The organism is Pseudomonas sp. SWRI99 (assembly GCF_014270125.1).
Lineage (GTDB): Bacteria > Pseudomonadota > Gammaproteobacteria > Pseudomonadales > Pseudomonadaceae > Aquipseudomonas > Aquipseudomonas hamedanensis.
In genome coordinates this window covers 1-24,299 of sequence record NZ_JABWQR010000040.1, presented here as the reverse complement: position 1 = coordinate 24,299, position 24,299 = coordinate 1, and the positions used below count along the sequence as shown (strand labels likewise).

Below are 24,299 nucleotides of genomic sequence, written 5' to 3'. Positions count from 1 at the left end.
CACTCCTACAAGGGACCGTGTTACAGCAATAGGCCGATGCGGGTCTTCTTGGGCAACTTGCTCACCACCAGCTGATGCGAGCGCTGCAACAAGCCCTGCAATTCCTCGGCGCCCAGCGGGTAGGGCGGGTGCATGATGATCCACTGCGCCCGCGCCAGATACGGCGCCGGGTGAATGCCCGGGCGGTCGCAATGGCCGAGGAACAGATCCTTGTCGACCTTGAATGCCAACGAATCCCCGCGCAGTCCCTGCAAGGCAAACATTTTGTTGCCGGCAATCGAAAAGACGCGCACGCCGCCCCACTTGTAATCTTCCCGCGCACCCGGCAAAGCCAGACAAAATGCCGCGACGTCGGCTTCGCTCATTTTTCCCTTGCTCATAACAACCGCTCCCCACAGGCATTGAACGACTCGACCAAGTGGTCGATCCAGGCGCGGACCGCCGGCATCACCCCGCGTCGATGCGGGTACACCGCCTGCAACCAGCCACCGGGCAACGACCAGTCCGGCAGCATCTGCACCAACGTGCCGTTATGCAGTTCGGTTTCGCAATACATCATCGGCAGCAGGGTAAAGCCCTGGCCAGCGAGGACGCAGGCCTTGCGCACGACAAAGTCATCGATCCCCAGGCGGGCTTCCATGTTCAGCTCGAAACTGTGGCCCTGCTCATCGAGCAAGCGCACATGCACCATGCGATCTGCCTCCAGAGCGCCCAGCACGGGCAGGTGCTTGAGGTCTTGCGGATGAATGATCGTGCGGCCCTGTAAAAAAGCCGGACTGGCCACCACGACCATTTGCGCCTGACGCAGACGCCGTGTGACCAACAACGGGTCCTCGTCACCGTGTTCGCGCACGCGCAACGCGACATCAAAGCCTTCGCCCACCAGATCGACCCGCCGATTGAGCAGGACGACCTCCAGTTGAACCTGCGGAAACTTGCCGAGGAAATCGCTGATGACCGCCGGCAACATCTCATGGGCCAGACCGGTCGGACAGGACACCCGCAAGCGCCCGCGCGGCTCGCTGGACATGCTCGCCACCGCCTCGTCGGCCATTTCCGCTTCGAGCAGCATTGCCTGACAATGACGCAGATAGCGCTCGCCCACGGCGGTGAGGTTGAGCTGCCGGGTGGTGCGTTGCAGCAGACGCGCACCGAGACGCTCTTCCAGTTCGGCAATGCGCCGCGACAATCGTGATTTAGGTATGCCCAGCAAGCGGCCCGCCGCCGCAAAGCCGCCGGCCTCGACGACTTTGGCGAAATAGTAGAGATCGTTGAGGTCTTGCATGGGGCTTCCGCTGTTCTATCAGTGGGACGAACTATCGCATTGTTGGCGGCTAATCATCCATTGGTTTCTTGCGTAGGATTGTCTCCATTGCGCCGCCACCGGCGATTCATTCCAGGAGAGATTTCACATGAAACTGCTGCATATCGATTCGAGCATTCTGGGCGACAACTCGGCTTCCCGTCAGTTGAGCCGTGAAGTGGTCAAAGCCTGGCAGGCCGCCGAGCCAAGCGCTGTAGTGACTTACCGCGATCTCGCCGCTGACGCCATCAGCCATTTTTCGTCGACCACCCTGGTCGCCGCCGGCACCAGCGCTGAACTGCGCGATGCGGCACAGCAGCATGAAGCCGGACTGAGCGCCACCACTCTGGCCGAGTTCATCGCAGCCGACGCCGTGGTGATCGCCGCACCGATGTACAACTTCACCGTGCCGACCCAACTCAAGGCGTGGATCGACCGTGTCGCGGTTGCCGGCCAGACCTTCCGCTACACCGAAGCCGGTCCCGAAGGCCTGTGCGGTGGCAAGAAAGTGGTGATCGTGTCCACGTCTGGCGGCATCCATGCCGGTCAAGCCAGCGGCATCGCTCACGAAGAATACCTGAAGCTGGTGCTGGGCTTTCTCGGCATCACCGACATTGAAATCGTCCGCGCCGAAGGCCTGGCCTATGGCGAAGAAGTCCGCAACAACGCGATGAGCGCCGCTCAGGCCACCATCAGTGAGCAGTTGTTCGCCGCCGCGTAAGGCATGCGTAAAGAACAGCCATTGTTCAGGTAAGTCGCCAAAAACTCTGTATTCTGGTTCCGCAAGGGCCGAATACGGAGTTTTTTGTTTCTGGCTGTTACATAATCTGGCCCAGGTTATGCAGTTCCAGTACATCCGGCGATTACGTCCAACAGGGTGGGGCATCCGATGATGCGTCTTTGTGCAGCGTTACTGATTTGCCTGCTCGGCAGCCTGAATTCAGTGCAGGCTGCGCCGGGGCGGCACCCTGTCTGGAGCGTTGGCTACCACGAAATGACCGTGCTCGATCCGCTGGATCTGCAACCGATGCGTGCCATTGCGTTTTATCCGTCCAGCGACCGCGAGCACCTGAGTCTGCTTGAGGGCTACTCGGTCGAGGCCGGCGAAGACAGCAAAGTCGCCATTGGCCGCTTTCCAATGTTGATGTTGTCCCACGGCAACACCGGCACACCGCTGGCGCTGCACGACCTCGCCACGTCACTAGCGCGCAAGGGCTTTGTGGTGGTGGCCGTGATTCACCCCGGTGACAACTCGCGTGACCACAGTCGACTTGGCACCTTGAGCAATCTCTACGGGCGTCCGATTCAGATTTCTGCGGCAATCACTGCGACCCTCGGCGATGCCATGCTTGCGCCCTACGTCAACGCTGATCAGGTCGGTGTGATCGGTTATTCAGCGGGCGGCGAGACGGCGTTGATCCTGTCGGGGGCGCAGCCGGACCTGGATCGCTTGCGCCGCTACTGCCAGGAGCGGCCGGATGACCATGACGCCTGCAACACCCAGGGCGAACTGATTGTCGACCGCGATGATTTGCAGCCGGTGGCCGACCCGCGCGTGCATGCGTTACTGCTGATGGCGCCGTTGAGCCTGAAATTCGGCCGGCATACCCTGGCCGATGTGCATGTGCCGGTGCTGCTCTATAGCGGCGATGGCGACAAACTGGTCGCCTTCGACAAAAACGCCGCCGCGCTGGCGCGCAAACTGCCGACGGCGCCGGATTTCAAATTGCTCGCCGGGGCAGGGCACTTTGTCTTCATGGCGCCGTGCACCGCCGAGCAGATCCTCGCCATGCCGGCGCTGTGCACCGATGCAGATGGCGTTGACCGCCAGGACATCCACCGCAACCTGATCTCCGAAGCCGGACGCTTCTTCGCCCATGCGCTGGGCCAATCGAGCAGGGCGGGGATGCAGACGGCGGATCAATAATCTGATTGCCACCACCTATCCCCTGTAGGAGTGAGCCTGCTCGCGATAACGGTGTGTCAGTTGATAAATGTGCTGACTGACACGACGCTATCGCGAGCAGGCTCACTCCTACAATGGGGATCGTTGGTTTCAGGAAGTAGTGCGGCGCTTGAGGAGCAAGGTCAGGCCCAACCCGGCTACCGATAACAGCGCCGCGCTGAAGAAGATCCACGAATACCCCAGATTCAACGCCACCGCGCCCATCAACGGCCCGGCAATTGCCAGCGCCAGATCGAAGAACACCGCATAAGCGCCCAGTCCCGACCCACGACTGGAACTCGGCACTTGCTTGATTGCTTCAACGCCCAGCGCAGGATAAACCAGCGACAGGCCAAACCCCGCCAACCCCGCGCCAATCAGTGCATAAGCGGTGGAGGGCGCAAGCCACAACATCACCAGTCCGACGGTTTCCACCGTCATGCAGACGATAGCCGAAGCAAACCCACCGAACCGGGCAATCGCCGAGATAAACAGAAGCCGCGACAGAATGAAACATGCGCCAAACACGGTCAGGCAGTAGGCCGCGCCGGTCCAGCCACGGTTGAGGTAATAAAGCGTAATGAACGTGGTCAGCGTGCCGTAGCCAATCGAGGCTAGCGTCAGGCTGAGGCCATACGGCGCAATCTTGCCGAACACAGTCCAGAACGACAGGCGCTCGCCACGAATCACCGGCACCGATGGCTTATTGCGGATCAACCACAATGCCCCCGCCGCCAACGCCGACAAGGCAATCCCCAGACTGACAAAACCGTATTCGGCGACCATCACCACGCCCAGCGGCGCGCCAATGGCAATTGCGCCGTAAGAGGCGATGCCGTTCCAGCCGATGGATTTGGCTGTGTGCTCGACGCCGACCTGGCCCATGCACCAACTGATGGTGCCAACACCGATCAGACCTTGGGCGATGCCAAGCAGCAAGCGCCCTGCAATGAGAATCAACAGGCTGGTCAGGGGAAAACTTTGCAACAACGTCGAGAGCAGCGTCAGCACGCCACTGAGCACGATCCCCCACAAGCCATAAATGATCGCCCGTTTGGTGCCGAGCGTGTCCGACATACGCCCGGCCATCGGCCGGCTGAGCAGGGTAGCGAGGTACTGCGAACCGATCACCAGCCCGGCAACGATCGCGCTGAAACCCAGTTGCTCATGCACATAGCCGGGCAACACCGCAATCGGCAAACCGATGCAGAGAAAAGCAATAAAGGTATAGAAAACGATGGAGACGATCTGCAGGGTGATCGCCAGAGAGCTTTGAGATGGCGGCTGCTGCACAGACATGGGAACTCGTTCGCGGGCGGCGGTGGGAGAGTTGCGAACATCATGGCGCGGGCTTGGGATAAAGGAAAGCAGGCTAACGATCAAAAGATCGCAGCCTTCGGCAACTCCTACAGGGATTGATGGCGTTGCTCGCGATGGAGTCAGTACTGGCGAAAATGTCGTGATCACATGCAAAAAGCCCCGTCACCAGGGACAGGGCTTTTCTCTTGCAGCTCGCAGCTTGAAGCTAAAAGCTGCTCTTAAAACACGACGCCCTGGCTACGCAGGTAGTCGTCGTAGGTGCCGCTGAAGTCGGTCACGCCGTTCGGGCTCAGCTCGATGATGCGCGTGGCCAGGGACGATACGAACTCACGGTCGTGGCTGACGAAGATCAGCGTGCCCGGATAGTTTTCCAGCGCCAGGTTCAGCGCCTCGATCGATTCCATGTCCAAGTGGTTGGTCGGTTCGTCCATGATCAGCACGTTCGGCTTTTGCAGGATCAGCTTGCCGAACAGCATGCGACCTTGCTCACCCCCCGAAATGACCTTGACCGACTTGAGGATCTCGTCGTTGGAGAACAGCATGCGGCCCAGTGTGCCACGAATCATCTGCTCGCCCTGAGTCCACTGACCCATCCAGTCGAACAGCGTCACGTCGTCTTCGAAGTCGTGGGCGTGGTCCTGAGCATAGTAGCCCAGTTCCGCGGCATCGGTCCATTTCACGCTACCGGCATCCGGGGTCAGTTCGTTGACCAAGGTGCGCAGCAGGGTGGTTTTGCCGATACCGTTCGGGCCGATGATCGCGACGCGCTCGCCGGCTTCAACCTGGAAGCTGAAGTCCTTGAACAGCGGCTTGCCATCGAAACCCTTGGCCATTTTTTCGACCATGACTGCCTGACGGTGCAGCTTCTTGTTCTGCTCGAAACGAATGAACGGGCTGACGCGGCTGGAAGGCTTGACCTCGGCCAGCTGGATCTTGTCGATCGCCTTGGCGCGGGAGGTGGCTTGCTTGGCTTTCGAGGCGTTGGCCGAGAAGCGGCTGACGAACGATTGCAGTTCGGAAATCTGCGCTTTCTTCTTGGCGTTGTCCGACAGCAATTGCTCGCGGGACTGAGTCGCCACGGTCATGTATTCGTCGTAGTTGCCCGGGAACAGACGCAGTTCGCCGTAATCCAGGTCAGCCATGTGCGTGCACACGCTGTTCAGGAAGTGACGGTCGTGGGAGATGATGATCATCAGGCTGTTACGCTGGGTCAGGATGTTTTCCAGCCAGCGAATGGTGTTGATGTCCAGGTGGTTGGTCGGTTCGTCGAGCAACAGCACTTCCGGATCGGAGAACAGTGCCTGCGCCAGCAGCACACGCAGTTTCCAGCCTGGCGAGACTTCGCTCATCGGGCCGAAATGCTGTTCCAGTGGAATGCCCAGACCCAGCAACAGTTCGCCGGCGCGGGATTCGGCGGTGTAGCCATCCATCTCGGCGAATTCGGTTTCCAGCTCGGCGACGGCCATGCCGTCTTCTTCGGACATTTCCGCCAGCGAGTAGATGCGATCGCGTTCGGCCTTGACCTTCCACAGCTCTTCGTGACCCATGATCACGGTGTCGATCACGGTGAATTCTTCGTAAGCGAACTGGTCCTGGCGCAGCTTGCCCAGACGCACGTTCGGCTCAAGCATGACCTGACCGCCGGACGGATCGAGATCGCCACCGAGGATTTTCATGAAGGTCGACTTGCCGCAACCGTTGGCGCCGATCAGGCCGTAGCGATTGCCCGCGCCGAATTTGACCGAAACGTTTTCGAAGAGCGGCTTGGCGCCGAACTGCATCGTGATGTTAGCTGTGGAGATCAATTACCTTACCTATCAATGGTTTAGAGCTGGTCATATGTGCCTGATACCGACTTGATACCAATCTGGAGCTTTTCCGGCTCCGCCCAGTCTGAGCTTGAGTTGAGCCAACGCGCATGCGCCGCCAGCAACCTTTGGCCGTGGTGGCCAGGCTGCTGAGCGATGCATGCGGGGATCATGTTGGACATTGCGCGCATTGTCGCATAATCAAGAAGGCAGTTGTATGGCGACGCGACAAGCCATCGCCCGCCACCGGCGATGGCAGGCAGCGGGCGGTCTTGCGCGGGGCGGGCGGTGCGACCCGCCTCAGGGCAACGCAGGTTTCAATTGGCCTGTTGAACCCACTCGGTTTGCAGCTGGTTGCATTGCCAGCGCCACGCGTCGGCGAGCATTGTTTCCAGCGAGTGGCGCGCGCGCCAGGCCAATTCATCGGCGGCTTTTTGCGGGTCCGCCCAGCAGCAGGTCACATCGCCCGGCCGGCGCGCCTTGAACACCAGCGGAATCGGCACGCCGCTCACCCGTTCAAAGGCGCTGACCAGTTCCAGAACGGAATAGCCGCGTCCCGTTCCGAGATTCCAGATATTCACCCCGCTGCGTTGACCCAACGCCTCAAGGGCGCAGGTGTGTCCCTGCGCCAGGTCAACGATATGGATGTAATCGCGCACGCCGGTCCCGTCCGGCGTTGCGTAGTCCGTACCGAACACAGACAAAGCCTCGCGTTGCCCACTCGCAACCTGCAGCAGATAAGGCAGCAGATTATTCGGCTGGTTGAGTGGCGCCTCGCCCAAAAGACCTGAGGGATGCGCGCCGATCGGATTGAAGTAACGCAGCAGGCCAATGGACCAGCGCGGATCGGAGCTGGCGACACTTTTCATGATGTTCTCCGCCATCAGTTTCGACATCCCGTAGGGATTGGTCGGTTGCCCGGTGGCACACGATTCGTTGATCGGCATCGTCGTGCAGTCGCCATACACCGTTGCCGATGAACTGAACACCAGCGTGAACACCCCAGCCTGGGCCATCGCCTGGCACAGGGTCAGGCTGCCGCCGACATTATTGTCGTAGTAGCGCAACGGCTCATGCACGCTTTCACCGACGGCCTTGAGTCCGGCGCAATGCACCACCGCATCGACCGGGTAATCGCGCAGCAGCGTATCGAGCAAGTGCCGGTTTCGCACATCGCCCTGGACGAATCCGGGCCGCCTGCCGGCCAGCGTACTGATGCGGTCGATGGCTGAACGTCGGCTGTTGCACAAGTTGTCCAGAATCAGCACGTCCTCGTCTTTGTTCATCAGCTCCAGTGCGACGTGCGCACCGATGTATCCCGCACCGCCCGTTATCAAGATCATGCGCCCGCCCTCAATCACGATGATTTTTTCGCTGGCTGTTTCGTTGATTTGCCGCCGTCGCAGCGGCAGCAGCAACGTTGCCTGTTGAAGGGTAGGGGGGCACTTTGAGTGCGGAGTTCAAACCGGTTGGCCAGCCGGTATGTGCAGTTCATCGGCTTCGATCACGGATCTTTTGAACGCCTTGTGAACGCCGTGTTTCCAAGCTTCAAGAGCCGTACGGACTCATCGAGAGATGCCGGACACCCGTTGTTTCACAGGTGTTACGGCCCGATGGCTCGACCTTGAGCCGTCTTTCCTTCTCTTGATAAGGGCCTTGCCATGAACCTTGCCGAACAACCTGAACAGTCGCCGATTCTCACTGCACAAAATGTTGTCGAACTGTCGCCACAGCTTCGACCCACACTGGTGTGCCTGTCTCACTTGCGCTGGGGATTTGTCTTCCAGCGACCGCAGCATGTGATGTCGCGTCTGGCAAAAAACTACGACGTGATCTTCTTTGAAGAACCGGTGATTTCGCCTGGCGATACGCCCTGGCTGGACACCTCGACCCCGGCAGAAGGAATCCAGGTGGTGGTCCCGCACATGCCCGAGGGCATGAGTCCGGAAGCCGTCGTGCAGGCGCAACGCAGTTTGCTTGACCGGTTGCTGGCCGGACGCGCACAGGGCGAGCTTCTGCTCTGGTATTTCACCCCGATGAGCCTGGCTTTTACTGATCACCTGGACGCTCAGGTCACGGTCTACGACTGCATGGATGAGTTGTCCGCGTTCAAGGGCGCACCGGCGCAACTGATCGACATGGAACGGCTATTGATGGGCAGGGCGGACGTCGTGTTCACCGGTGGTGTCAGTTTGTGGGAGGTCAAGCAACGCCAGCATGGCAACGCTTACCCGGTGCCCAGCAGTGTCGATATCGCGCACTTTGCGGTAGCGCGCCAGGCCTTGCCGGAACCGGCGGATCAGGCGCCGATCGGGCGGCCACGCCTGGGGTTTTTTGGCGTCATCGATGAGCGTTTCGATATTGAGTTGATCGAGCAAGTGGCACAGCGGCGTGCCGACTGGCAAATCGTGCTGGTCGGGCCGGTCGTCAAGATCGACCCGCAGACGCTGCCGCGACGGCCGAACATTCATTACCTGGGCGCCAGGCAATATGCCGAGCTGCCGGCGTATCTCAGCGGTTGGGACGTGGCGCTGATGCCGTTCGCGCTCAACGCTTCCACACGTTTTATCAGCCCGACCAAAACCCCGGAATATCTGGCCGGCGGGTGCCCGGTGGTGTCGACGCCGATCCACGACGTCATCAGCGGCTACGGGCAAAGCGGCGCCGTGTTCATCGCGGGCACGGCCGAGGCGTTCATCGAAGCCATTGAACGCGCGTTGGCGCTCAAAGGGACCGACGAGTTTCTGCAAAAAGCCAATGCGGCCATTGAAGGCATGTCTTGGGACAACACCTGCCGTTTCATGAAGGAGCAGATCGAATGCCTCAGATAACCCTTGAAGCCGCCCGATCCGGCCCATCCCGCCAGGGCGCAGACAGTGCCTATGATTACTTGATCGTCGGCGCCGGGTTTGCCGGCAGTGTCATTGCCGAACGGCTGGCCGAAGGTCTCGGCCGCCAGGTGTTGCTGATCGATCGTCGCGATCACATCGCCGGCAACGCCTACGACCACTACGATGCGGCTGGCCTGCTGGTGCACCGATACGGTCCGCACATTTTTCATACCAACGCCCAGCGCATCGTCGACTACTTGTCGCGCTTCACCCAGTGGCGCCCCTACGAACACCGGGTGCTGGCGAAAGTTGACGGTCAGTTGCTGCCGATCCCCATCAATCTGGCGACGCTCAACGCGCTCTACGGCTTGTCGATGACGTCGGCACAGGCCGAACAATTTCTGGCCGAGCGCGCGGAACCGGTGGCGACGATTCGCACGTCCGAAGACGTGGTGGTCAACCAGATCGGTCGCGAACTGTATGAAAAATTCTTTCGCGGCTATACCCGCAAACAGTGGGGGCTTGATCCTTCGGCGCTGGACAAGTCGGTCACCTCGCGGGTGCCGACTCGCACCAATGAAGACGATCGTTATTTCACCGACACGTTCCAGATCATGCCCCGGGACGGTTACACGCGGATGTTCGAGCGGATGATCGATCACCCACGAATCGATCTGCTGTTGAGCACCGACTTCAAGCAAGTGCGCCATGCCGTGAAGTTCAGGCACGTTATCTATTGCGGGCCGATCGATGAATATTTCGATTTCCAGTTGGGTCGCTTGCCCTATCGTTCGTTGCGCTTCGAACACCAGACGCTGGAGCAGGAACGCTATCAACCGGTGGCGGTGGTCAATTTTCCCGACCCCGAGGTGCCGTACACGCGCATCACCGAATACAAACATCTGACCGGGCAGACTCATCCGCGTACCAGCATCAGTTACGAATTTCCCTGTGACGACGGCGATCCCTATTACCCCGTGCCACGGCCTGAAAATGCCGAGTTGTACAAACGCTATCGGGCGCTCGCGGAGCAAACGCCGAACGTGACGTTTCTCGGTCGCCTGGGCACCTATAAGTACTACAACATGGATCAGGTCGTCGGGCAGGCGCTCGCGCTGTACCGCGATATTGAAGCGCAGAGCGCAGCGTTGCCGGCCGAAGCGGGGCTGGACGCCTGATGACGGCACAGTCGAAGGGTGACGGACGCGAACCCGCCGAGCGTGTGCATCGCACGCTCTTCGACAGCTTCGTGATGGCCGGCTACGAGTGTTCCAGTCATCGGCGCCGGGATGGCCGGCGTCTGGACTTGCTCTGCAGCACAGGCCATGCGCAATGGGTGGACAGGGATTATCGGCATCTGAGCGATTTGAATATCCGTTGCGCGCGGGACGGACTGCGCTGGCACTTGATCGAGCGCAGTCCGGGTCGCTACGACTGGAGCAGTTTTCTGCCGATGCTCAAAGCGGCGCAAGGCCGGCAATTGCAAGTGGTCTGGGACCTCTGCCATTACGGCTACCCGGATCACCTGGATATCTGGCAGCCGTCCTTCGTCGAGCACTTCGCCCGGTTCGCCGGGGCCGTGGCGCGATTGATGATCGACGAGGGTATCAGCGTGCCGTTTTTCTCGCCGATCAACGAAATATCGTTCTGGAGTTGGGCGGGGGGCGACGTCGGTTATTTCAACCCCGGCGCCCAGGGACGCGGGCAGGAACTCAAGCATCAGTTGGTGCGGGCAAGCATCGCCGCGATCGAAGCGATTCGAGCGCACGCGCCTGATGCGCGGTTCGTGCAATGCGACCCACTGATCAACGTCATCTCGGCTTCGCGGCGCAGCGAGGACAGGGAACACGCCGAGCGCTACCGGCTGGCACAGTTCGAAGCCTGGGATTTGCTCACCGGGCGCCAGTGGCCCGGACTGGGCGGTCAAGAGCATTACCTGGACATCATCGGTGCCAACTTTTACCCGCATAACCAGTGGTATTTCGAGGGGGCTCGGATCCAGCGCGGTGAGCCGGATTACCGCCCGCTAGCCGGCATGCTCAAAGAGCTGCATCAACGTTACCAGCGACCGTTACTGATTTCAGAAACCGGGGCGGAGGATCTCGAGCGGGTGCCCTGGCTGCGTTATGTCGTCGATCAAGTGCGGTTGGCGCTCGAGCGTGGGGTGCCGGTGCAAGGCATTTGTTGGTATCCGTTTCTCGATTATCCGGGTTGGGATGATGACCGTTATTGCCCCACCGGCGTCTTCGGTTACCCCGATGGCGAAGGTGAGCGCGCAGGTTTTCATCCGTTGTGCGTCGAGCTTGCCCAGGTTGGCGCACAGATCAACGCATGCACGCACGGCATTGATGGCAAGCAACGGGAGCGTTGGCAGCGATGAACTTTCAGCACTTGCGTGACGCGCCACTGCCGGCCACCGCCAGCGCATTTTTATGGCGTTACGTCAGGGTGCGTCCGTTCCATTTCAGCGCCATGTTGTCGCTGGTGATTGGCGCTGCGTGTTGTGCGGTGGCGGTGCAGTACGGCATGAAAATGCTCGTCGATGCGATGGCCGGAGACGCGCAGACCGAGCAAGTGTGGCGCGCGTTCAGCCTGTTCATCGCGTTGATCGTTGTCGAAAATGTACTGTGGCGCCTGGGCGGCTGGGTGGGTTGTCACACCGTGGTCGGCAGTTGCGCGGATTTGCGCGTGGATCTTTTTCATCACCTGACCGGCCACCCGATGCGCTATTTCAAACGGCACTTCAGCGGGTCGTTGGCCAACCGGGTGGCCGCGGCGGGCGGTGCCGCCGATGTTGTCTACGGTGGTCTGGCGTGGCGCATCGTCCCGCCGTGTGTGGACTTTCTCGGTGCGGTGGTGGTGTTGTTTGCGGTCCGCGATTCCATGGCGCTGGCCTTGATCGTCTGCGTGTTGCTGGTGGCGGCATTGCTCACGGTGGTCGGCGTGCGCGGCCGGAATCGCCACATCGCTTTTGCCTCGCAGTCGGCGCGCGTCGGTGGCGAGATCGTCGACCTGGTGTCCAACGTCTGGACCATCAAGGCGTTCTCCGGCCGTGAACGCGAACGCCAGCGCCTGGAGCGCGAGATAGGCGTGGAGGCCCGCGCGCATCGGCGCAGCTGGATTTACCTGGAAAAGGCGCGGGTGCTGCACGATATCTGCCTGTCGATCATGGCCGGCGCAATGCTGGGGTGGGCGATCCTGTTGTGGCGCCAGGGTGAAGTCACCGCGGGCGATGTGGTGATGGTCAGCGCGCTGACGTTCCGCATCCTGCACGGCTCGCGCGACCTTGCGTTGGCACTGGTGGACACCAGCCAGCAAATGGGCGTGATCGCCGAGACGCTCGGGATCATCGCTCAACCGCACGAGCTGCGCGATACGCCGCACGAGCTGGCACCGACGCGCGGCAGCATCAAATTGCTCGACGTCAGCTATGCCTACCCGGACGGCTGCCAGGTGTTCAAGCATTTCTTCCTCGACATTGCGGCCGGGCAAAGCGTTGGCATTGCCGGCACCTCCGGCTCGGGAAAGTCGACCTTGCTCAGCTTGTTGCAACGCCTGGATGACGTGCAAAGCGGCGTCATCCTTATCGACGACCGCGACATCCGGACGGTCAGCCAGGACAGCTTGCGTCGACAGATCGCCGTCGTGCCGCAGGAGCCGGCCCTGTTCAATCGCAGCATTCTGGAAAACATCGGCTACGGCCAGCCTCACGCCACGGAGCAGCAGATTATCGATGCCGCGCGGCAGGCGTTCTGCGATGAGTTCGTGCAGGCCTTGCCCAACGGCTATCACACGTTGGTCGGTGAGCGTGGGGTGACACTTTCCGGCGGTCAGCGTCAGCGCCTGGGGCTGGCCCGGGCCTTTCTCAAGGACGCGCCGATTTTGATTCTCGACGAGGCGACGTCGGCGCTGGACTCGGATTCCGAAGCGATTATCCAGCGCGCCCTCACCAACCTGATGCGTGGCAGAACGGTGCTCGCGGTGGCGCACCGGCTCTCGACCATTGCCAGCTTCGATCGGGTGCTGGTCCTGGAGCGAGGCGAGATTGTGCAAGACGGCCCGCCTGATGAACTGCGCCTTCGCCAAGGACGCTTTCGCACGCTCTGGCAGATGCAGGCGATGTTGCAGGAGCGCTGAGGGTTGTGCTGGTTTTGCCAGCTTCGCTGCGCTTGCCGGCGGTTCGGAGCGCTTCACCGCTCATCGGGTTTCAGCACAATAAAACCGATGTTTTTCCTCGATTTTCTGGTCATCTCCTTGAGACCGCAAACCTTTGCATACGGCCGTTTCGCTGTGAAACGCCATCCGTCGAGGCAGCGGAATGGGCGGATCGCGGACGCAGTCGACTTTGAACAGCGGGCCTCGACAGCCATTGCGTGTTGACTGATGAAGGAGAGCAACTGATGACCAAAATTGACAATCTGCTGGATAACAAAGGCACCCCGCTGGACAAGCAGACGTTTACCTGGCGCGAGCTGGCCGGCAAGCCGATCAGCAAGCTGGATGACGATGCGTTCACCCGCGTGCGGGTGATCCTGATGAATGGGGTAGAGTCCGACGCCCTGCGACTCAAGCATTTCGGGGCGCGATTTCACAAGGAACTGCAATTGCCGCTCGCGCAGATTCGCCGCGCCGAGCAGCATCAGATGACCTCGATCAACTGGCTGCTCTCGGCCGACCATTCGCCACTTGAAACCACAGTGGCCTATGAGCAAGTGGCGATAGAAGTCACGGCGGCGGTCGCACAAAACGAGCCGGATCCGTATCAGGCGCAGACTTACCGGTTTGGCCTGCTCGAAGACTTCGATCACTTGTATCGCTACGCGGCCATGCTCGACCGGCTCGAAGGCAAGGATGCCAATAACATCCTGCAAGGCTACACGGACCTGGTGCCCGGTCGGCCGACCAGCGAGCACCATCGCGCACCCGGCGACGACTTGCGCGATAACTACGAAAAAGACAGCGCCGCGCTGATCACCAAAATCCATGCCGCGCTGATAACCGGCGCCGAATACCAGACTCACGATTACTACATGAACATCGGCCCGCTGTTTGCCGATCCGGTGGCGCGTGCGCTGTACGCCGAGATCGCCTCCGTCGAAGAGCAACATGTCACCCAGTACGGGTCGTTGCAGGACCCTGCCGAGACGTTCATGGAAAAGTGGTTGGTCCACGAAGCGATGGAGGTCTACACCTACGCCAGTTGCGCCGAGCAGGAGGAAAACCCGCGGTTGAAAGCGATGTGGGAACGTTTTGTCGACTACGAACTGGGGCACCTCAACCTTGCGTGTGAACTGTTCAAAAAGTACGAACGACGCGATCCCGCCGAAGTGCTCGCCGGGCCACTGCCGCGCATGATCGAGTTCAAGAGTCAGCGAGATTTCGTGCGCGAAACCTTGTCGCGCGAGGTTGACCTGCGTGCGCATGGCATCGACTACGTGCCCAAGGAGCGCGAAGCACGACCCTCCCTTGATTACCGCGCTCAGCTCAACAGCGAAGGCGTGCCCGCCAATATCGTCTCGGCCGGTTACACCTTCAAACCCGGTACGGAACTCAACGAAGTGGGAGAACAGCAATGAGCGAACCTCAAGTAACCCTCGGCACCAATCGCACCGGCGTTCAAACCTCGCCAGAAGGCACGGCTCGTCAACTGGAGGCGACCCGAATGTTTCCGGCCGATGTGCCGGGCGACATGAGCGACTACACCGCTGAACGTGAACGCGCGATTCGCGAGGCTGACCTGATCGGTTCGGTGCCGCCGCCGGCAACCACCAAAGGCATGGTCAAGACCGCGATAGACAAAACCATCGGCAAGGCCCCGGAAGTGCTGATCGACAAACTCGGCGAGCGTCTGGCGTTCGAGCGCACCGGCGTGCGCCTGTATGAAGCCATGGTCGCCAAGGCCACGTCGGCACCCGGCGCCGATCCAGCGCTGGTCGACACGCTACGGCAGATTCAGGCCGAGGAGCTGGAACACATGAACATCGTGCGTGAAGCCATCGAAACTCTCGGCGGCGACCCCACTGCGATGACGCCGTGCGCGGACGTGGCCGGCGTCAAGGCGATGGGCGTGCTGCAAGTGTTGACCGATCCGCGCACCACCGTGTCGCAGTCGATGAGTGCGATCCTGACCATTGAACTGGAGGACAACGCGGCTTGGGAGTTGCTCATCGAACTGGCGCAGAAGGGCGGTCATCCGCTGATCGCCAAACGCTTCAAGCACGCACTGGACCAGGAAGAAACACACCTGGCCACGGTTCGCCAGATCATTCGCAAAGACCTGCTCGACCAAGTGAGCTGAGCCGTGTGCAACGCGTGGTTTCACATCGAGCGTGATGTGAAACCACCGACTCGAGAAGGACACCGCCGTGAGTGAAACCGATCTTGAAATGGAACTGAAAGCGTGGCGCCTGTTGCTGGAAGACGACGCCTATCGCCTGGATTTTCCGGAGGATTATCACCGCACGCTGATTTCGCGGGCCGACGAATTGCTGCTGCACGAGTGGATCACTCGCGACGACTGGCAATTGCTGAAAAACGCGGCGGACGACGCCTATGAATTCACCGTGCAAAGCCTTGCGCGCGAACAGCGAGATTGCCTGAAGACCTCGTCGCTACGGTTGCCGAAAGGTCCCGCAGGATCCGGCATAGCCTCAGAGGAGAATGACGATGACTGACGAAAACACGGACCCCAGCACGCGGAGTATTTCACCATGCAAGTACAAGTAGACAGTAACCATATCGAAGGCAGCGCCGAACTGCAGGAGTGGGTGGGCAGCCTGGTGGTCGATGAGCTGGACCGCTACTCATCGTTTTTGACCCGGCTGGAAATTCACGTTGGCGATGTCAATGCGCAAAAAGCCGGAGCGCAGGACAAGCGCTGCCAGATCGAGGCCCATCCGAAGGGGCACACCTCGCTTTCAGCCACCCATCACGCCGAAAGTCTCGAGCTGGCCGTCGCCGGCGCGGCGAAGAAAATCAGCCATGCCCTTGAGCATCTCGTGGGGCGCTTGTCGCCGCGCGTCGAATCCACCGGACGCCTGACGGCACCGCCGGTGCGGGAAGATTCGCCAGCGGCAATCGACGCCCTGCTCGAGGACGAGTTCCTCGCCAAACAAGCTGATCTGGAGAAAGAGTAAGGAGTGTTGTCATGGCCCGGATTCAACCGTTTACCCACGAGACGCTGGGCACGCTGCTGGCGCTCAGTGGTCGTCTCAACCTCAGCCTGTTCATGCCGGCTCATCGAACCTTTCCGGAGCGCACGCAAGACCCGATCCGCTTCAAGAACCTGATCAGGCAACTGGAAGGTCTGCTTGAGGAACACAGTCCCGAGGCAGACAAGGATCGTCTGCTCGCGCCGTTTCATGAGCTGCTGGACGATCAGGCGTTCTGGAACACCTGCCCGGCGTCCATTGCAGTGTTCGCTGGCGATGAGCATTTCATTGTTCTGGGGCTGCAGCAGGCGGTGCGGGAAATTGTCATTGTCAACAGCCACCCGTATCTCAAACCGTTGCTGCGGCTGGCGCCGGTGACTGATCGCTGCCAGGTGCTCTGCCTGTCCCGTGACAGCGTGCGGATGTACCAAGGCACGGCGCAGCAAATGGAGGAGGTCGAGCTGCCTGCCGCGGTTCCCACCCGTCAGGTCGACGCGCTTGGCGACGAACTGACGCCGCGCGATCAACAGGGCCACCCCGACGGTTTCAGCGGTGGCGGCGAGCGCGGTGACCCGATGATGCATGAGTCGGGCGGCGGCGGTAAGCAAGACGAAATCAACATCGACCGCGAGCGCTTCTTCCGCGCTGTCGACAAGGCGATTACCGAACACTGCTCACGCCAGTGCTGCCTGCCGCTGGTGCTGGTCGCTCTGGCGGAAAACCAGGCGGTTTTTCGTGCCGTAAGCCATAACCCGTTTCTGTTGCCTGATGGCATCGAGCGCGATCCGGCGACGTTGCAGCCAGCGCAGCTCGCCGCGACTTGCGCAACCCTGTTGCGCCAGCGCCACGACGATGCACTGGACAAAGCGTTCGATCGCTTTGGCGTGGCGCTCGGTCAAGGGACCGCAGGGCGCGATTTGCCGGACATTGCCAAAGCAGCGGCAGAGGGCAGGGTGGCTTTGTTGCTGGTTGAAGCCGAACGTGAGATTGCCGGCACCCTGGCGGCCAATGCAATCAATCGCGACGCGTCGCCCAGCGCAAAAATTCATTCGGAGGACATACTCGACGAGCTGATTCTGGCGGTGATCCGCCAGGGCGGCGACGTGGTGGTTGTACCGCCCGAGCGCTCGATGCCGACCGAGACGGGCGCCGCCGCCGTTTACCGTTACTGATCACTCGGGCCGAACGCCGGCGCAAGGATTTCAATCTTTGCGCCGGCATGGTCGGTTCTTTTTAACGAAACATGACGAGCCACGGCCGGCGCGTGTTCGCAGGCGCCGCACAGTTTTTCACAGATGAAGGTTCACTATCGGTTACAAAGTGTGGCTAAAATGCCACCTTTTCACCGAGCGTCCGGTTACGGCGCGGGCCAGGGACGTGCCATGTGTATTCAGACCGCTGCATAAGACGCTGGGCCTCAGGCCGCCGGGGCGCGCAGTTTGTTCACTTCTGACGTGTGACGATTTCCGTGAAACTCATCATTGCTGCTATCTATGTCATTTCCATTGCCTACGTTCATTTGCGTGGACGTGTCCGCCACAAGCTGGGACGGCAACTGAGTGACCACTCGACGTTTCTCGCGCCGATCAACTGCTTCCTTTATCTGTTCTCGAAAATCCCCAACAAGCCATATCTGGATCCGGCGGATTTCCCCGATCTGCGCCCGCTGCAGGCGCACTGGGAAGAGATTCGCGCCGAAGGCCAGAACCTGTTGCGCGCTGGCGAGATCAAGCGCTCGAACCAGTACGACGATGTCGGTTTCAACTCGTTTTTCAAGACTGGCTGGAAACGTTTCTACCTGAAGTGGTACGGCGATAGCCATCCTTCGGCGATGAAACTGTGTCCGCGCACCACTGAACTGGTGCAGAGCATCGGTTCGATCAAAGCGGCGATGTTTGCCGAACTGCCACCGGGTTCGAAACTGGTGCGCCACCGCGATCCTTATGCAGGTTCCTACCGCTATCATCTGGGCCTGGACACGCCGAACGACGCCGGTTGCTACATCAATGTCGACGGTGAGAATTACCACTGGCGCGATGGCGAAGCGGTAATGTTCGATGAGACGTTTATCCATTACGCGGAAAACACCACCGACAAAAACCGCATCATTCTGTTCTGCGACATCGAGCGCCCGATGAAGTATCGCTGGGCGGCGGCATTCAACGGCTGGTTCAGCCGTACCGTAATGTCGGCGGCAGGTGCGCCGAACGATGCCGGCGACAAGACTGGCGGCATCAACCGCTTGTTCACCAAAATCTACAAGATTCGTTTGCGTGGCAAAGAGTTGAAGAAACGTAATCGCACGCGGTATTACCTGGAGAAATGGGCGATTTTCGCTGGGTTGCTGGCGATCTTCATTCTGATCTGATTCCTAGATTGGCCTTGCTGGCCCCTTCGCGAGCAAGCCCGCTCCCACAGGGTTTTGAGTGAACGCTGAACTGGCATACACCCAAATCCAATGTGGGAGCGAGCCTGCTCGCGAAGGGGCCATTCGCTTCAAAGCATTAACCACCTGACGCCTTCCTGGTCTTCTTCGCCGGCGCCGCCTTAGCGCTTGATTTGGCCTTCGGCTTCGCCGCCGTTTTCCCTCCCAGGCTGCGTTTAAGCAGCTCGGTCAGATCGATAACATCGGCTGTCTTGCGCTCTTCCTGGCCAGCCTCTGTCTCGACGTCCTCGATCTTGCCTTCGTGGGCCTTCTTCTCGACCAGGGCCATGATCTTGTCTTCGAATTCATCCTTGTAATCTTCGGGACTCCAGTCGCCGCTCATGTCTTCCACCAGACGTTTGGCCATGTCCAGCTCGCCCTTGGCCAACTGCGGCTTGGTCACTTCGCTGCCCAATGCCAGCTCATCGAGGCTGCGCACTTCCTGCGGCCAGCGCAACTTCACCAGCACCAGCGCCGACTCCAGCGGCATCAATGCCGCGAGGTATTGCCGCGTATGCAGCACCACGCGGGCGAGGGCTACCTTGTTGGTCTTGCTCAGGGTCTCTCGCAGCAAGGCGTAGACCTTGCCACCGCGCTTGTCGGGGGCCAGGTAGTAAGGCGTGTCGATGTTTTGCAGGGGAATCTGCTCGGCGTCGACGAAGGAAAAGATGTCGATGGTTTGCGTCGACACTGGATGTGCCGAGCGGATTTCCTCTTCGCTGAGTACCACATAACGGCCCTTTTCGTAGGCGACACCCTTGACGATGTTTTCCTTGGTCACTTCCTTGCCGGTGACCTTGTTGATGCGCTTGTAGCCGACCGGGTCCATGCTGCGGCTGTCGAGCCAATCGAAGTCCACGCCTTGCGAGGATGTCGCTGAAACCAGCGCAACAGGGATGTGTACCAGTCCGAAGCTGATTGCGCCTTTCCAGATTGCCCGAGCCATGGTCAGTTCTCCGAGTGATGATCGGATGACCTGCGGCCGTTACGGAAAGTTTCCCCGGAATGCAGGGTTGGCCGTCACTTGGTCAAGTCGTGTTACATGTTGTTTAAGGCTGACGGGTTAACAAATCCGAACCCTGAGCGTAGCGTGGGCTCGAAGGCTCTATCCCCGGTCCATCGAGAGGCAGCGTCATGAACCGAATCGTGCTTGGCATCGTCGTCCTGGCCCTCAGTGGCGGTCTGGTTCAGGCGGACGTCCTGTTGGCTCAAAGCCCAACCGGCAACAGCAACAATCCCTATAACAGCCCGGTCCGCCGGGCCAACCCCAACAGCATGCAGGGCACCCAGCCGAGCACGCCCCCGGTCCGCGCGCCCAATACCGTGCCGACGCCGCGTCAGCCCACCCTGGAAAACCGCGGGATTGGCAACGGTCAGCCGATTCGCTCGGTGCCGGCCAAACCGCCAACCTTCATTCCCAACCCGCCCCCGCGGGATACCGGCAGCAACCGTTGAACGGCAGGACTGCGGTTCTGTCAGCCTTTCAAACGAACAAAAGGAATCGTGCATGTTGCGTAAAACTCTTCTAGCCACACTGTGTGCCGGCGCGCTGATCAGCACGCCGGGATTTGCCGCCGTGCCCAAAGAGCTGAACAGCGAACAGGGCACGCTCGAAGTCACCACCCTTGCCGCAGGGCTTGAGCACCCTTGGGCGCTGGCTTTTCTGCCGGACCGTCAAGGCATGCTGGTGACCGAGCGGCCGGGCAATCTGCGCGTGGTGACTGCCGACGGGGAGCTGTCGGCGCCAATTTCCGGCGTGCCGCAGGTCTGGGCCAAGGGGCAGGGCGGTTTGCTCGATGTGGTGCTGTCGCCGGACTTCAAGGAGGATCGCCTGGTCTATCTGTCGTATGCCGAAGGTGGCGGCGCGGGGAACAAGGCCGGCACCGCGGTTGGGCGCGGACGGCTGTCCGATGACTTGAAGAGTTTGAAGGATTTCAAGGTGATCTTCCGTCAGGAGCCGAAGCTCTCGGTGGGCAATCACTTCGGCTCGCGGCTGGTGTTTGACCGCGACGGTTATCTGTTCATCACCCTGGGCGAGAACAACGACCGGCCCACCGCGCAGGATCTCGACAAGCTGCAAGGCAAGATCGTACGCCTCTACCCCGACGGCAAGGTGCCGGACGACAACCCGTTTGTCGGCCAGTCCGGCGTGCGCCCCGAGATCTGGGCCTATGGCCTGCGTAACCCGCAAGGCGCGGCGCTTAACCCGTGGACCGGCACGCTGTGGGAAAACGAACACGGTCCGCGCGGTGGCGATGAAGTGAACATCATCGAGCGCGGAAAGAACTATGGCTGGCCGCTGGCAACCCACGGTATCAACTACTCGATGCAGCCCATCCCCGAAGCGCAGGGCAAGACTGTCGAAGGGGCGGTGGCGCCGCACCATGTCTGGGAGAAGTCACCGGGTGTCACAGGCATGACGTTCTATGATGCTGACCGCTTCAAACCGTGGCAGCACAATGCGTTCATCGGCGCGCTGGTCACTCACGAGCTGATCCGCCTGCAGTTCGACGGCGACAAGGTGGTGCACGAAGAGCGCTTGCTGGGCGAGTTGAATCAGCGCATCCGCGATGTGCGACAAGGGCCGGATGGCTATCTGTATGTGCTGACGGATGACGAAAACGGTTCGCTTTACAAAGTCGGTCTAAAACAAACGCCTTAAACGCTCTGTGTAGGAGCTGCCGAAGGCTGCGATCTTTTGATCTTGGGACGCAGAGCGTGAGAACGATCAAATGCATTCTCCCTGTGGGAGCGAGCCTGATCGCGAAGAGGCCGGACTGGCTGGCGCAAGACGTCAGCCAGTCCCGTGTTTGGCCGAACCGCCACCCCATGGCCTTGTTATAGTTCGAGCCTCATTTCCCGCCCGGTAAAAGGAACACTGCCATGCCTCAATACTCCGCCTTCAGCGTCGAACTGGCCGATAACATCGCTCATGTGCAGATCAATCGTCCGGAAAAGATCAACTCGATGAACGCGGCGTTCTGGAGCGAGATCATCGAAATCTTCCAGTGGATCGATGACACCGACGAAGTGCGCGTGGTGGTGCTCAGCGGCAATGGCAAACACTTCTCCTCTGGCATTGATCTGATGATGCTCGCCGGCGTTGCCAATGAACTGGGCAAGGACGTTGGCCGCAACGCGCGTTTGCTGCGGCGCAAGATCCTAGCCCTGCAAGCCTCGTTCAATGCCGTCGACCACTGCCGCAAGCCGGTACTGGCCGCGGTTCAGGGTTATTGCCTGGGCGGTGCGATCGACCTGATCGCCGCCTGTGACATGCGCTACGCCGCCGAAGATGCGCAGTTCTCGATCAAGGAAATCGATATCGGCATGGCCGCCGATGTTGGCACTTTGCAACGGTTGCCGCGGATCATCGGAGACGGCATGCTGCGTGAACTGGCATACACCGGACGCACCTTCGGCGCTGACGAGGCCCGCAGCATTGGCTTGGTCAATCGCGTCTACAGCGACAAGGACGCGTTGCTTGAGGACGTATTCGCCATCGCCCGCGACATCGCTTCGAAGTCGCCGATTGCGGTCACCGGTACCAAGGAAATGATCAGCTACATGCGCGACCATCGCATCGACGACGGCCTCGAATACGTTGCCACCTGGAACGCCGCCATGCTGCAATCGAACGACTTGCGCGTGGCCATGGCCGCCCATATGAGCAAACAGAAACCCGAATTTCTGGACTGAGAAACCATGACATCTCGCTGGACCACCGCAGTACTGGACACCGACCAACCCGGCGGCTGGGCCGTCGCGCGCAGCCCCGAAGGCTTTCTGTTCGATGACAATGGCGCACTGTTCCCACGGCAGTGGCTCAAGCGTCAGGACCTCTGCGTCCTTGCCGAACACGGCATTGGCCATCTCGACGGCGAGCCGGTCTACCTGCTCGAACTGCACCGTTCAAGCGAGGTGCCGGGATGCGGCTGGAAAGGTTTGCGGGCGTTCATGCTGGAAGGCGACCAGACGATCTATAAAGTGCTTGGTTACGCCGCGCAGATCGGCACCTGGGCCCGTGAGCATCGCTTCTGTGGCAATTGCGGACAAGCCATGACGCAAGTGCCACGCGAGCGGGCGATGTATTGCCAGCCGTGTGACTTGCGCAGCTATCCGCGAATTTCACCGAGCATGATCGTGCTGATCACCCGCGGCGACGAAATCCTCCTGGCACGCTCGCCGCGCTTCGTCGCCGGTGTCTACAGCACGCTCGCCGGATTTGCCGAGCCGGGCGAGTCGGCTGAAGAGTGCCTGATTCGTGAAGTGCGTGAGGAAGTGCAGATCGAAGTAAAGAATATTCAGTACATGGGCAGCCAGTGCTGGCCGTTCCCGCATTCGATGATGCTCGGCTTTCACGCTGAATATGCGGGCGGCGAGATCGTCTGCCAGGAAGATGAAATCGAAGACGCCCAGTGGTTCAACGTGCATGCGCTGCCGCCGTTGCCGGCGTCCAGATCGATTGCACGCTACCTGATCGACGTCTACGTGGCGCGCCGCTTAGGCCACGCTGAACCAGTGCTGCCAGGCTAGGCGTACCGTCAGCCCGAGCACCACGGTGATGAACACCGGACGAATGAACTTGGCGCCGCCGCTGATCGCTGTGCGTGCGCCAAAGAACGCGCCGACCATCACCGACAGGCCCATGGACAGGCCGATGACCCAGTCGACCTGACCGGAAAATATGAACACCGACAACGCAGCAATGTTACTGACGAAGTTCATGCTGCGCGCCACGCCGCTGGCCTTGACCAGGTCGATCGGGTAGAGCAGCAGGCTGCTCACCGTCCAGAACGCGCCAGTGCCGGGGCCCGCCACACCGTCGTAAAAGCCGAGGCTGAAGCCTTGGGTCGATTGCCATTTCTTTTTGATCGGCGCGTCACTGTCCAGCGGCGCTTTCGGCGTGCCGCCAAACAACAGATACAGGCCACAGGCGAAAACGATCACCGGAAGCATTTTGTTCAGCCACTCCGCCGGCAAGTAATGAGCGACGATGGCCCCGGTGAGCGCGCCGACCAAGGTGCCGACAATCGCATGGGTCCACTGTCGCGGGTGGAACAGTTTGCGTTTGTAGAAGGTGAAACTTGCGGTGGCCGAACCGAATGTCGAACTGAGCTTATTGGTGCCCAACACCAGATGCGGCGGCAGGCCGGCCGTCAGCAGGGCGGGCGTGGTCAACAGACCGCCGCCACCGGCGATGGCATCGATGAAACCGGCAAGGAAGGCGACAGCGGCCAGGATGGCCAGGGTGGTGAGGTCAACGCTGAGTTCGAAGGGCATGGAATCGGCTTATTCGGCAGGGCGCAGAACGTGGGCTGCGGGGAGGGCTGCCATGTTACTCATTTCCAAGTGTTGCGGCGAGCCGTCGGGCCTCTTCGCGAGCAGGCTCGCTCCCATGGGTGCTGTGTCGTACACAAAGTGCATATTCGCCACATGACCATTGTAGGAGTGAGCCTGCTCGCGATGACGGCCGACCAGCCGCCTCATTTCCATCAGATTCACCCAATCCCAACTGT

Annotated in this window: 24 protein-coding genes; 16 read left to right on the top strand and 8 right to left on the bottom strand. The window is 60.4% G+C overall.

All coding sequences use genetic code 11. From position 1 onward, the window contains the following. Positions 1–20: 20 nt before the first annotated feature. On the bottom strand, positions 21–380 hold the full coding sequence (locus HU743_RS25105; protein WP_186548083.1) for an MmcQ/YjbR family DNA-binding protein: 360 nt from the start codon (positions 378–380) through the stop codon (positions 21–23). Continuing rightward, the gene (locus tag HU743_RS25100; protein ID WP_186651908.1) at positions 377–1,285 is read right to left on the bottom strand and encodes a LysR substrate-binding domain-containing protein; all 909 of its coding nucleotides are present in this window, start codon (positions 1,283–1,285) and stop codon (positions 377–379) included. The genes HU743_RS25105 and HU743_RS25100 overlap by 4 nt, the downstream gene beginning before the upstream one ends. Before the next feature lie 127 nt (positions 1,286–1,412). Here HU743_RS25100 and HU743_RS25095 point away from each other — a divergent pair, with 127 nt between their 5' ends. Together HU743_RS25095 and HU743_RS25090 are read left to right on the top strand one after the other, a co-directional pair. Further along, positions 1,413–2,024: an FMN-dependent NADH-azoreductase gene (locus HU743_RS25095; protein WP_186651906.1), complete on the top strand. Its 612-nt coding sequence runs from the start codon at positions 1,413–1,415 to the stop codon at positions 2,022–2,024. A 168-nt stretch (positions 2,025–2,192) separates the two neighbouring features. Continuing rightward, positions 2,193–3,230 (top strand): dienelactone hydrolase, encoded by a 1,038-nt coding sequence (locus tag HU743_RS25090; RefSeq protein WP_186651904.1) that lies wholly within the window; start codon positions 2,193–2,195, stop codon positions 3,228–3,230. Positions 3,231–3,359: 129 nt separating this feature from the next. On the opposite strand, the gene HU743_RS25085 is transcribed toward HU743_RS25090, so the two are convergent. The 3 genes from HU743_RS25085 to galE form a co-directional block, all read right to left on the bottom strand. Further along, positions 3,360–4,547 carry an MFS transporter gene (locus HU743_RS25085; protein ID WP_186651902.1) on the bottom strand — a complete coding sequence of 396 codons (1,188 nt, stop codon included), beginning with the start codon at positions 4,545–4,547 and terminating at the stop codon, positions 3,360–3,362. A gap of 239 nt (positions 4,548–4,786) precedes the next feature. Further along, the gene (locus HU743_RS25080) at positions 4,787–6,373 is read right to left on the bottom strand and encodes an ABC-F family ATPase (protein WP_016774693.1); all 1,587 of its coding nucleotides are present in this window, start codon (positions 6,371–6,373) and stop codon (positions 4,787–4,789) included. A gap of 320 nt (positions 6,374–6,693) precedes the next feature. Beyond that, positions 6,694–7,719 (bottom strand): UDP-glucose 4-epimerase GalE, encoded by a 1,026-nt coding sequence (galE, locus tag HU743_RS25075; RefSeq protein ID WP_186651900.1) that lies wholly within the window; start codon positions 7,717–7,719, stop codon positions 6,694–6,696. Between the two features lie 318 nt (positions 7,720–8,037). Between galE and HU743_RS25070 the strand changes: the two genes are divergently transcribed. From HU743_RS25070 to lpxO, 10 genes are all read left to right on the top strand, one after another. Continuing rightward, positions 8,038–9,207 (top strand): glycosyltransferase family 1 protein, encoded by a 1,170-nt coding sequence (locus tag HU743_RS25070; protein ID WP_186651898.1) that lies wholly within the window; start codon positions 8,038–8,040, stop codon positions 9,205–9,207. Further along, positions 9,195–10,385 (top strand): UDP-galactopyranose mutase, encoded by a 1,191-nt coding sequence (gene glf / locus HU743_RS25065; RefSeq protein ID WP_186651896.1) that lies wholly within the window; start codon positions 9,195–9,197, stop codon positions 10,383–10,385. The genes HU743_RS25070 and glf overlap by 13 nt, the downstream gene beginning before the upstream one ends. Then, the gene (locus tag HU743_RS25060) at positions 10,385–11,587 is read left to right on the top strand and encodes a beta-glucosidase (protein WP_186651894.1); all 1,203 of its coding nucleotides are present in this window, start codon (positions 10,385–10,387) and stop codon (positions 11,585–11,587) included. Before glf ends, HU743_RS25060 begins: the two co-directional genes overlap by 1 nt. Further along, on the top strand, positions 11,584–13,344 hold the full coding sequence (locus HU743_RS25055) for an ABC transporter ATP-binding protein (RefSeq protein ID WP_186651892.1): 1,761 nt from the start codon (positions 11,584–11,586) through the stop codon (positions 13,342–13,344). The genes HU743_RS25060 and HU743_RS25055 overlap by 4 nt, the downstream gene beginning before the upstream one ends. 263 nt (positions 13,345–13,607) lie before the next feature. Beyond that, positions 13,608–14,783: a hypothetical protein gene (locus HU743_RS25050; RefSeq protein ID WP_186548105.1), complete on the top strand. Its 1,176-nt coding sequence runs from the start codon at positions 13,608–13,610 to the stop codon at positions 14,781–14,783. Continuing rightward, positions 14,780–15,505, top strand: a complete 726-nt coding sequence (locus tag HU743_RS25045; protein WP_186548107.1) for a ferritin-like domain-containing protein — start codon at positions 14,780–14,782, stop codon at positions 15,503–15,505. Before HU743_RS25050 ends, HU743_RS25045 begins: the two co-directional genes overlap by 4 nt. A 67-nt stretch (positions 15,506–15,572) precedes the next feature. Next, complete coding sequence (locus HU743_RS25040; RefSeq protein ID WP_186630386.1) at positions 15,573–15,881, top strand: hypothetical protein; 309 nt, start codon at positions 15,573–15,575, stop codon at positions 15,879–15,881. A 36-nt stretch (positions 15,882–15,917) separates the two neighbouring features. Beyond that, a complete protein-coding gene (locus HU743_RS25035; RefSeq protein ID WP_186651890.1) occupies positions 15,918–16,343 on the top strand; it encodes an HPF/RaiA family ribosome-associated protein in 426 nt (141 codons plus the stop codon). A gap of 11 nt (positions 16,344–16,354) precedes the next feature. Further along, positions 16,355–17,530 carry a hypothetical protein gene (locus HU743_RS25030; RefSeq protein WP_186651888.1) on the top strand — a complete coding sequence of 392 codons (1,176 nt, stop codon included), beginning with the start codon at positions 16,355–16,357 and terminating at the stop codon, positions 17,528–17,530. A gap of 296 nt (positions 17,531–17,826) precedes the next feature. Next, on the top strand, positions 17,827–18,726 hold the full coding sequence (gene lpxO / locus HU743_RS25025) for a lipid A hydroxylase LpxO (RefSeq protein WP_186622329.1): 900 nt from the start codon (positions 17,827–17,829) through the stop codon (positions 18,724–18,726). A 136-nt stretch (positions 18,727–18,862) separates the two neighbouring features. Here the strand turns inward: lpxO and HU743_RS25020 are convergent, their stop codons facing one another. After that, on the bottom strand, positions 18,863–19,729 hold the full coding sequence (locus HU743_RS25020) for a Ku protein (RefSeq protein WP_186651886.1): 867 nt from the start codon (positions 19,727–19,729) through the stop codon (positions 18,863–18,865). A 188-nt stretch (positions 19,730–19,917) separates the two neighbouring features. Here HU743_RS25020 and HU743_RS25015 point away from each other — a divergent pair, with 188 nt between their 5' ends. The 4 genes from HU743_RS25015 to nudC all read left to right on the top strand — a co-directional run bounded on the left by HU743_RS25015 (position 19,918) and on the right by nudC (position 23,316). After that, on the top strand, positions 19,918–20,238 hold the full coding sequence (locus HU743_RS25015) for a hypothetical protein (protein WP_186651884.1): 321 nt from the start codon (positions 19,918–19,920) through the stop codon (positions 20,236–20,238). A gap of 52 nt (positions 20,239–20,290) precedes the next feature. Beyond that, entirely contained in the window at positions 20,291–21,445 is a 1,155-nt protein-coding gene (locus HU743_RS25010) for a PQQ-dependent sugar dehydrogenase (RefSeq protein WP_186651883.1), read from the top strand. Between the two features lie 221 nt (positions 21,446–21,666). Then, complete coding sequence (locus tag HU743_RS25005) at positions 21,667–22,479, top strand: crotonase/enoyl-CoA hydratase family protein (RefSeq protein ID WP_186651881.1); 813 nt, start codon at positions 21,667–21,669, stop codon at positions 22,477–22,479. A gap of 6 nt (positions 22,480–22,485) precedes the next feature. Further along, complete coding sequence (gene nudC, locus HU743_RS25000; protein ID WP_186651879.1) at positions 22,486–23,316, top strand: NAD(+) diphosphatase; 831 nt, start codon at positions 22,486–22,488, stop codon at positions 23,314–23,316. Here nudC and HU743_RS24995 read toward each other — a convergent pair. After that, positions 23,284–24,063, bottom strand: coding sequence for a TSUP family transporter (locus tag HU743_RS24995; RefSeq protein ID WP_186651877.1), 780 nt, complete (start codon positions 24,061–24,063; stop codon positions 23,284–23,286). The two genes, nudC and HU743_RS24995, sit on opposite strands and share 33 nt — an antisense overlap. Positions 24,064–24,072: 9 nt before the next feature. Beyond that, the coding region (locus HU743_RS27270; RefSeq protein WP_238351788.1) for a hypothetical protein at positions 24,073–24,299 on the bottom strand (227 nt) is incomplete at its 5' end.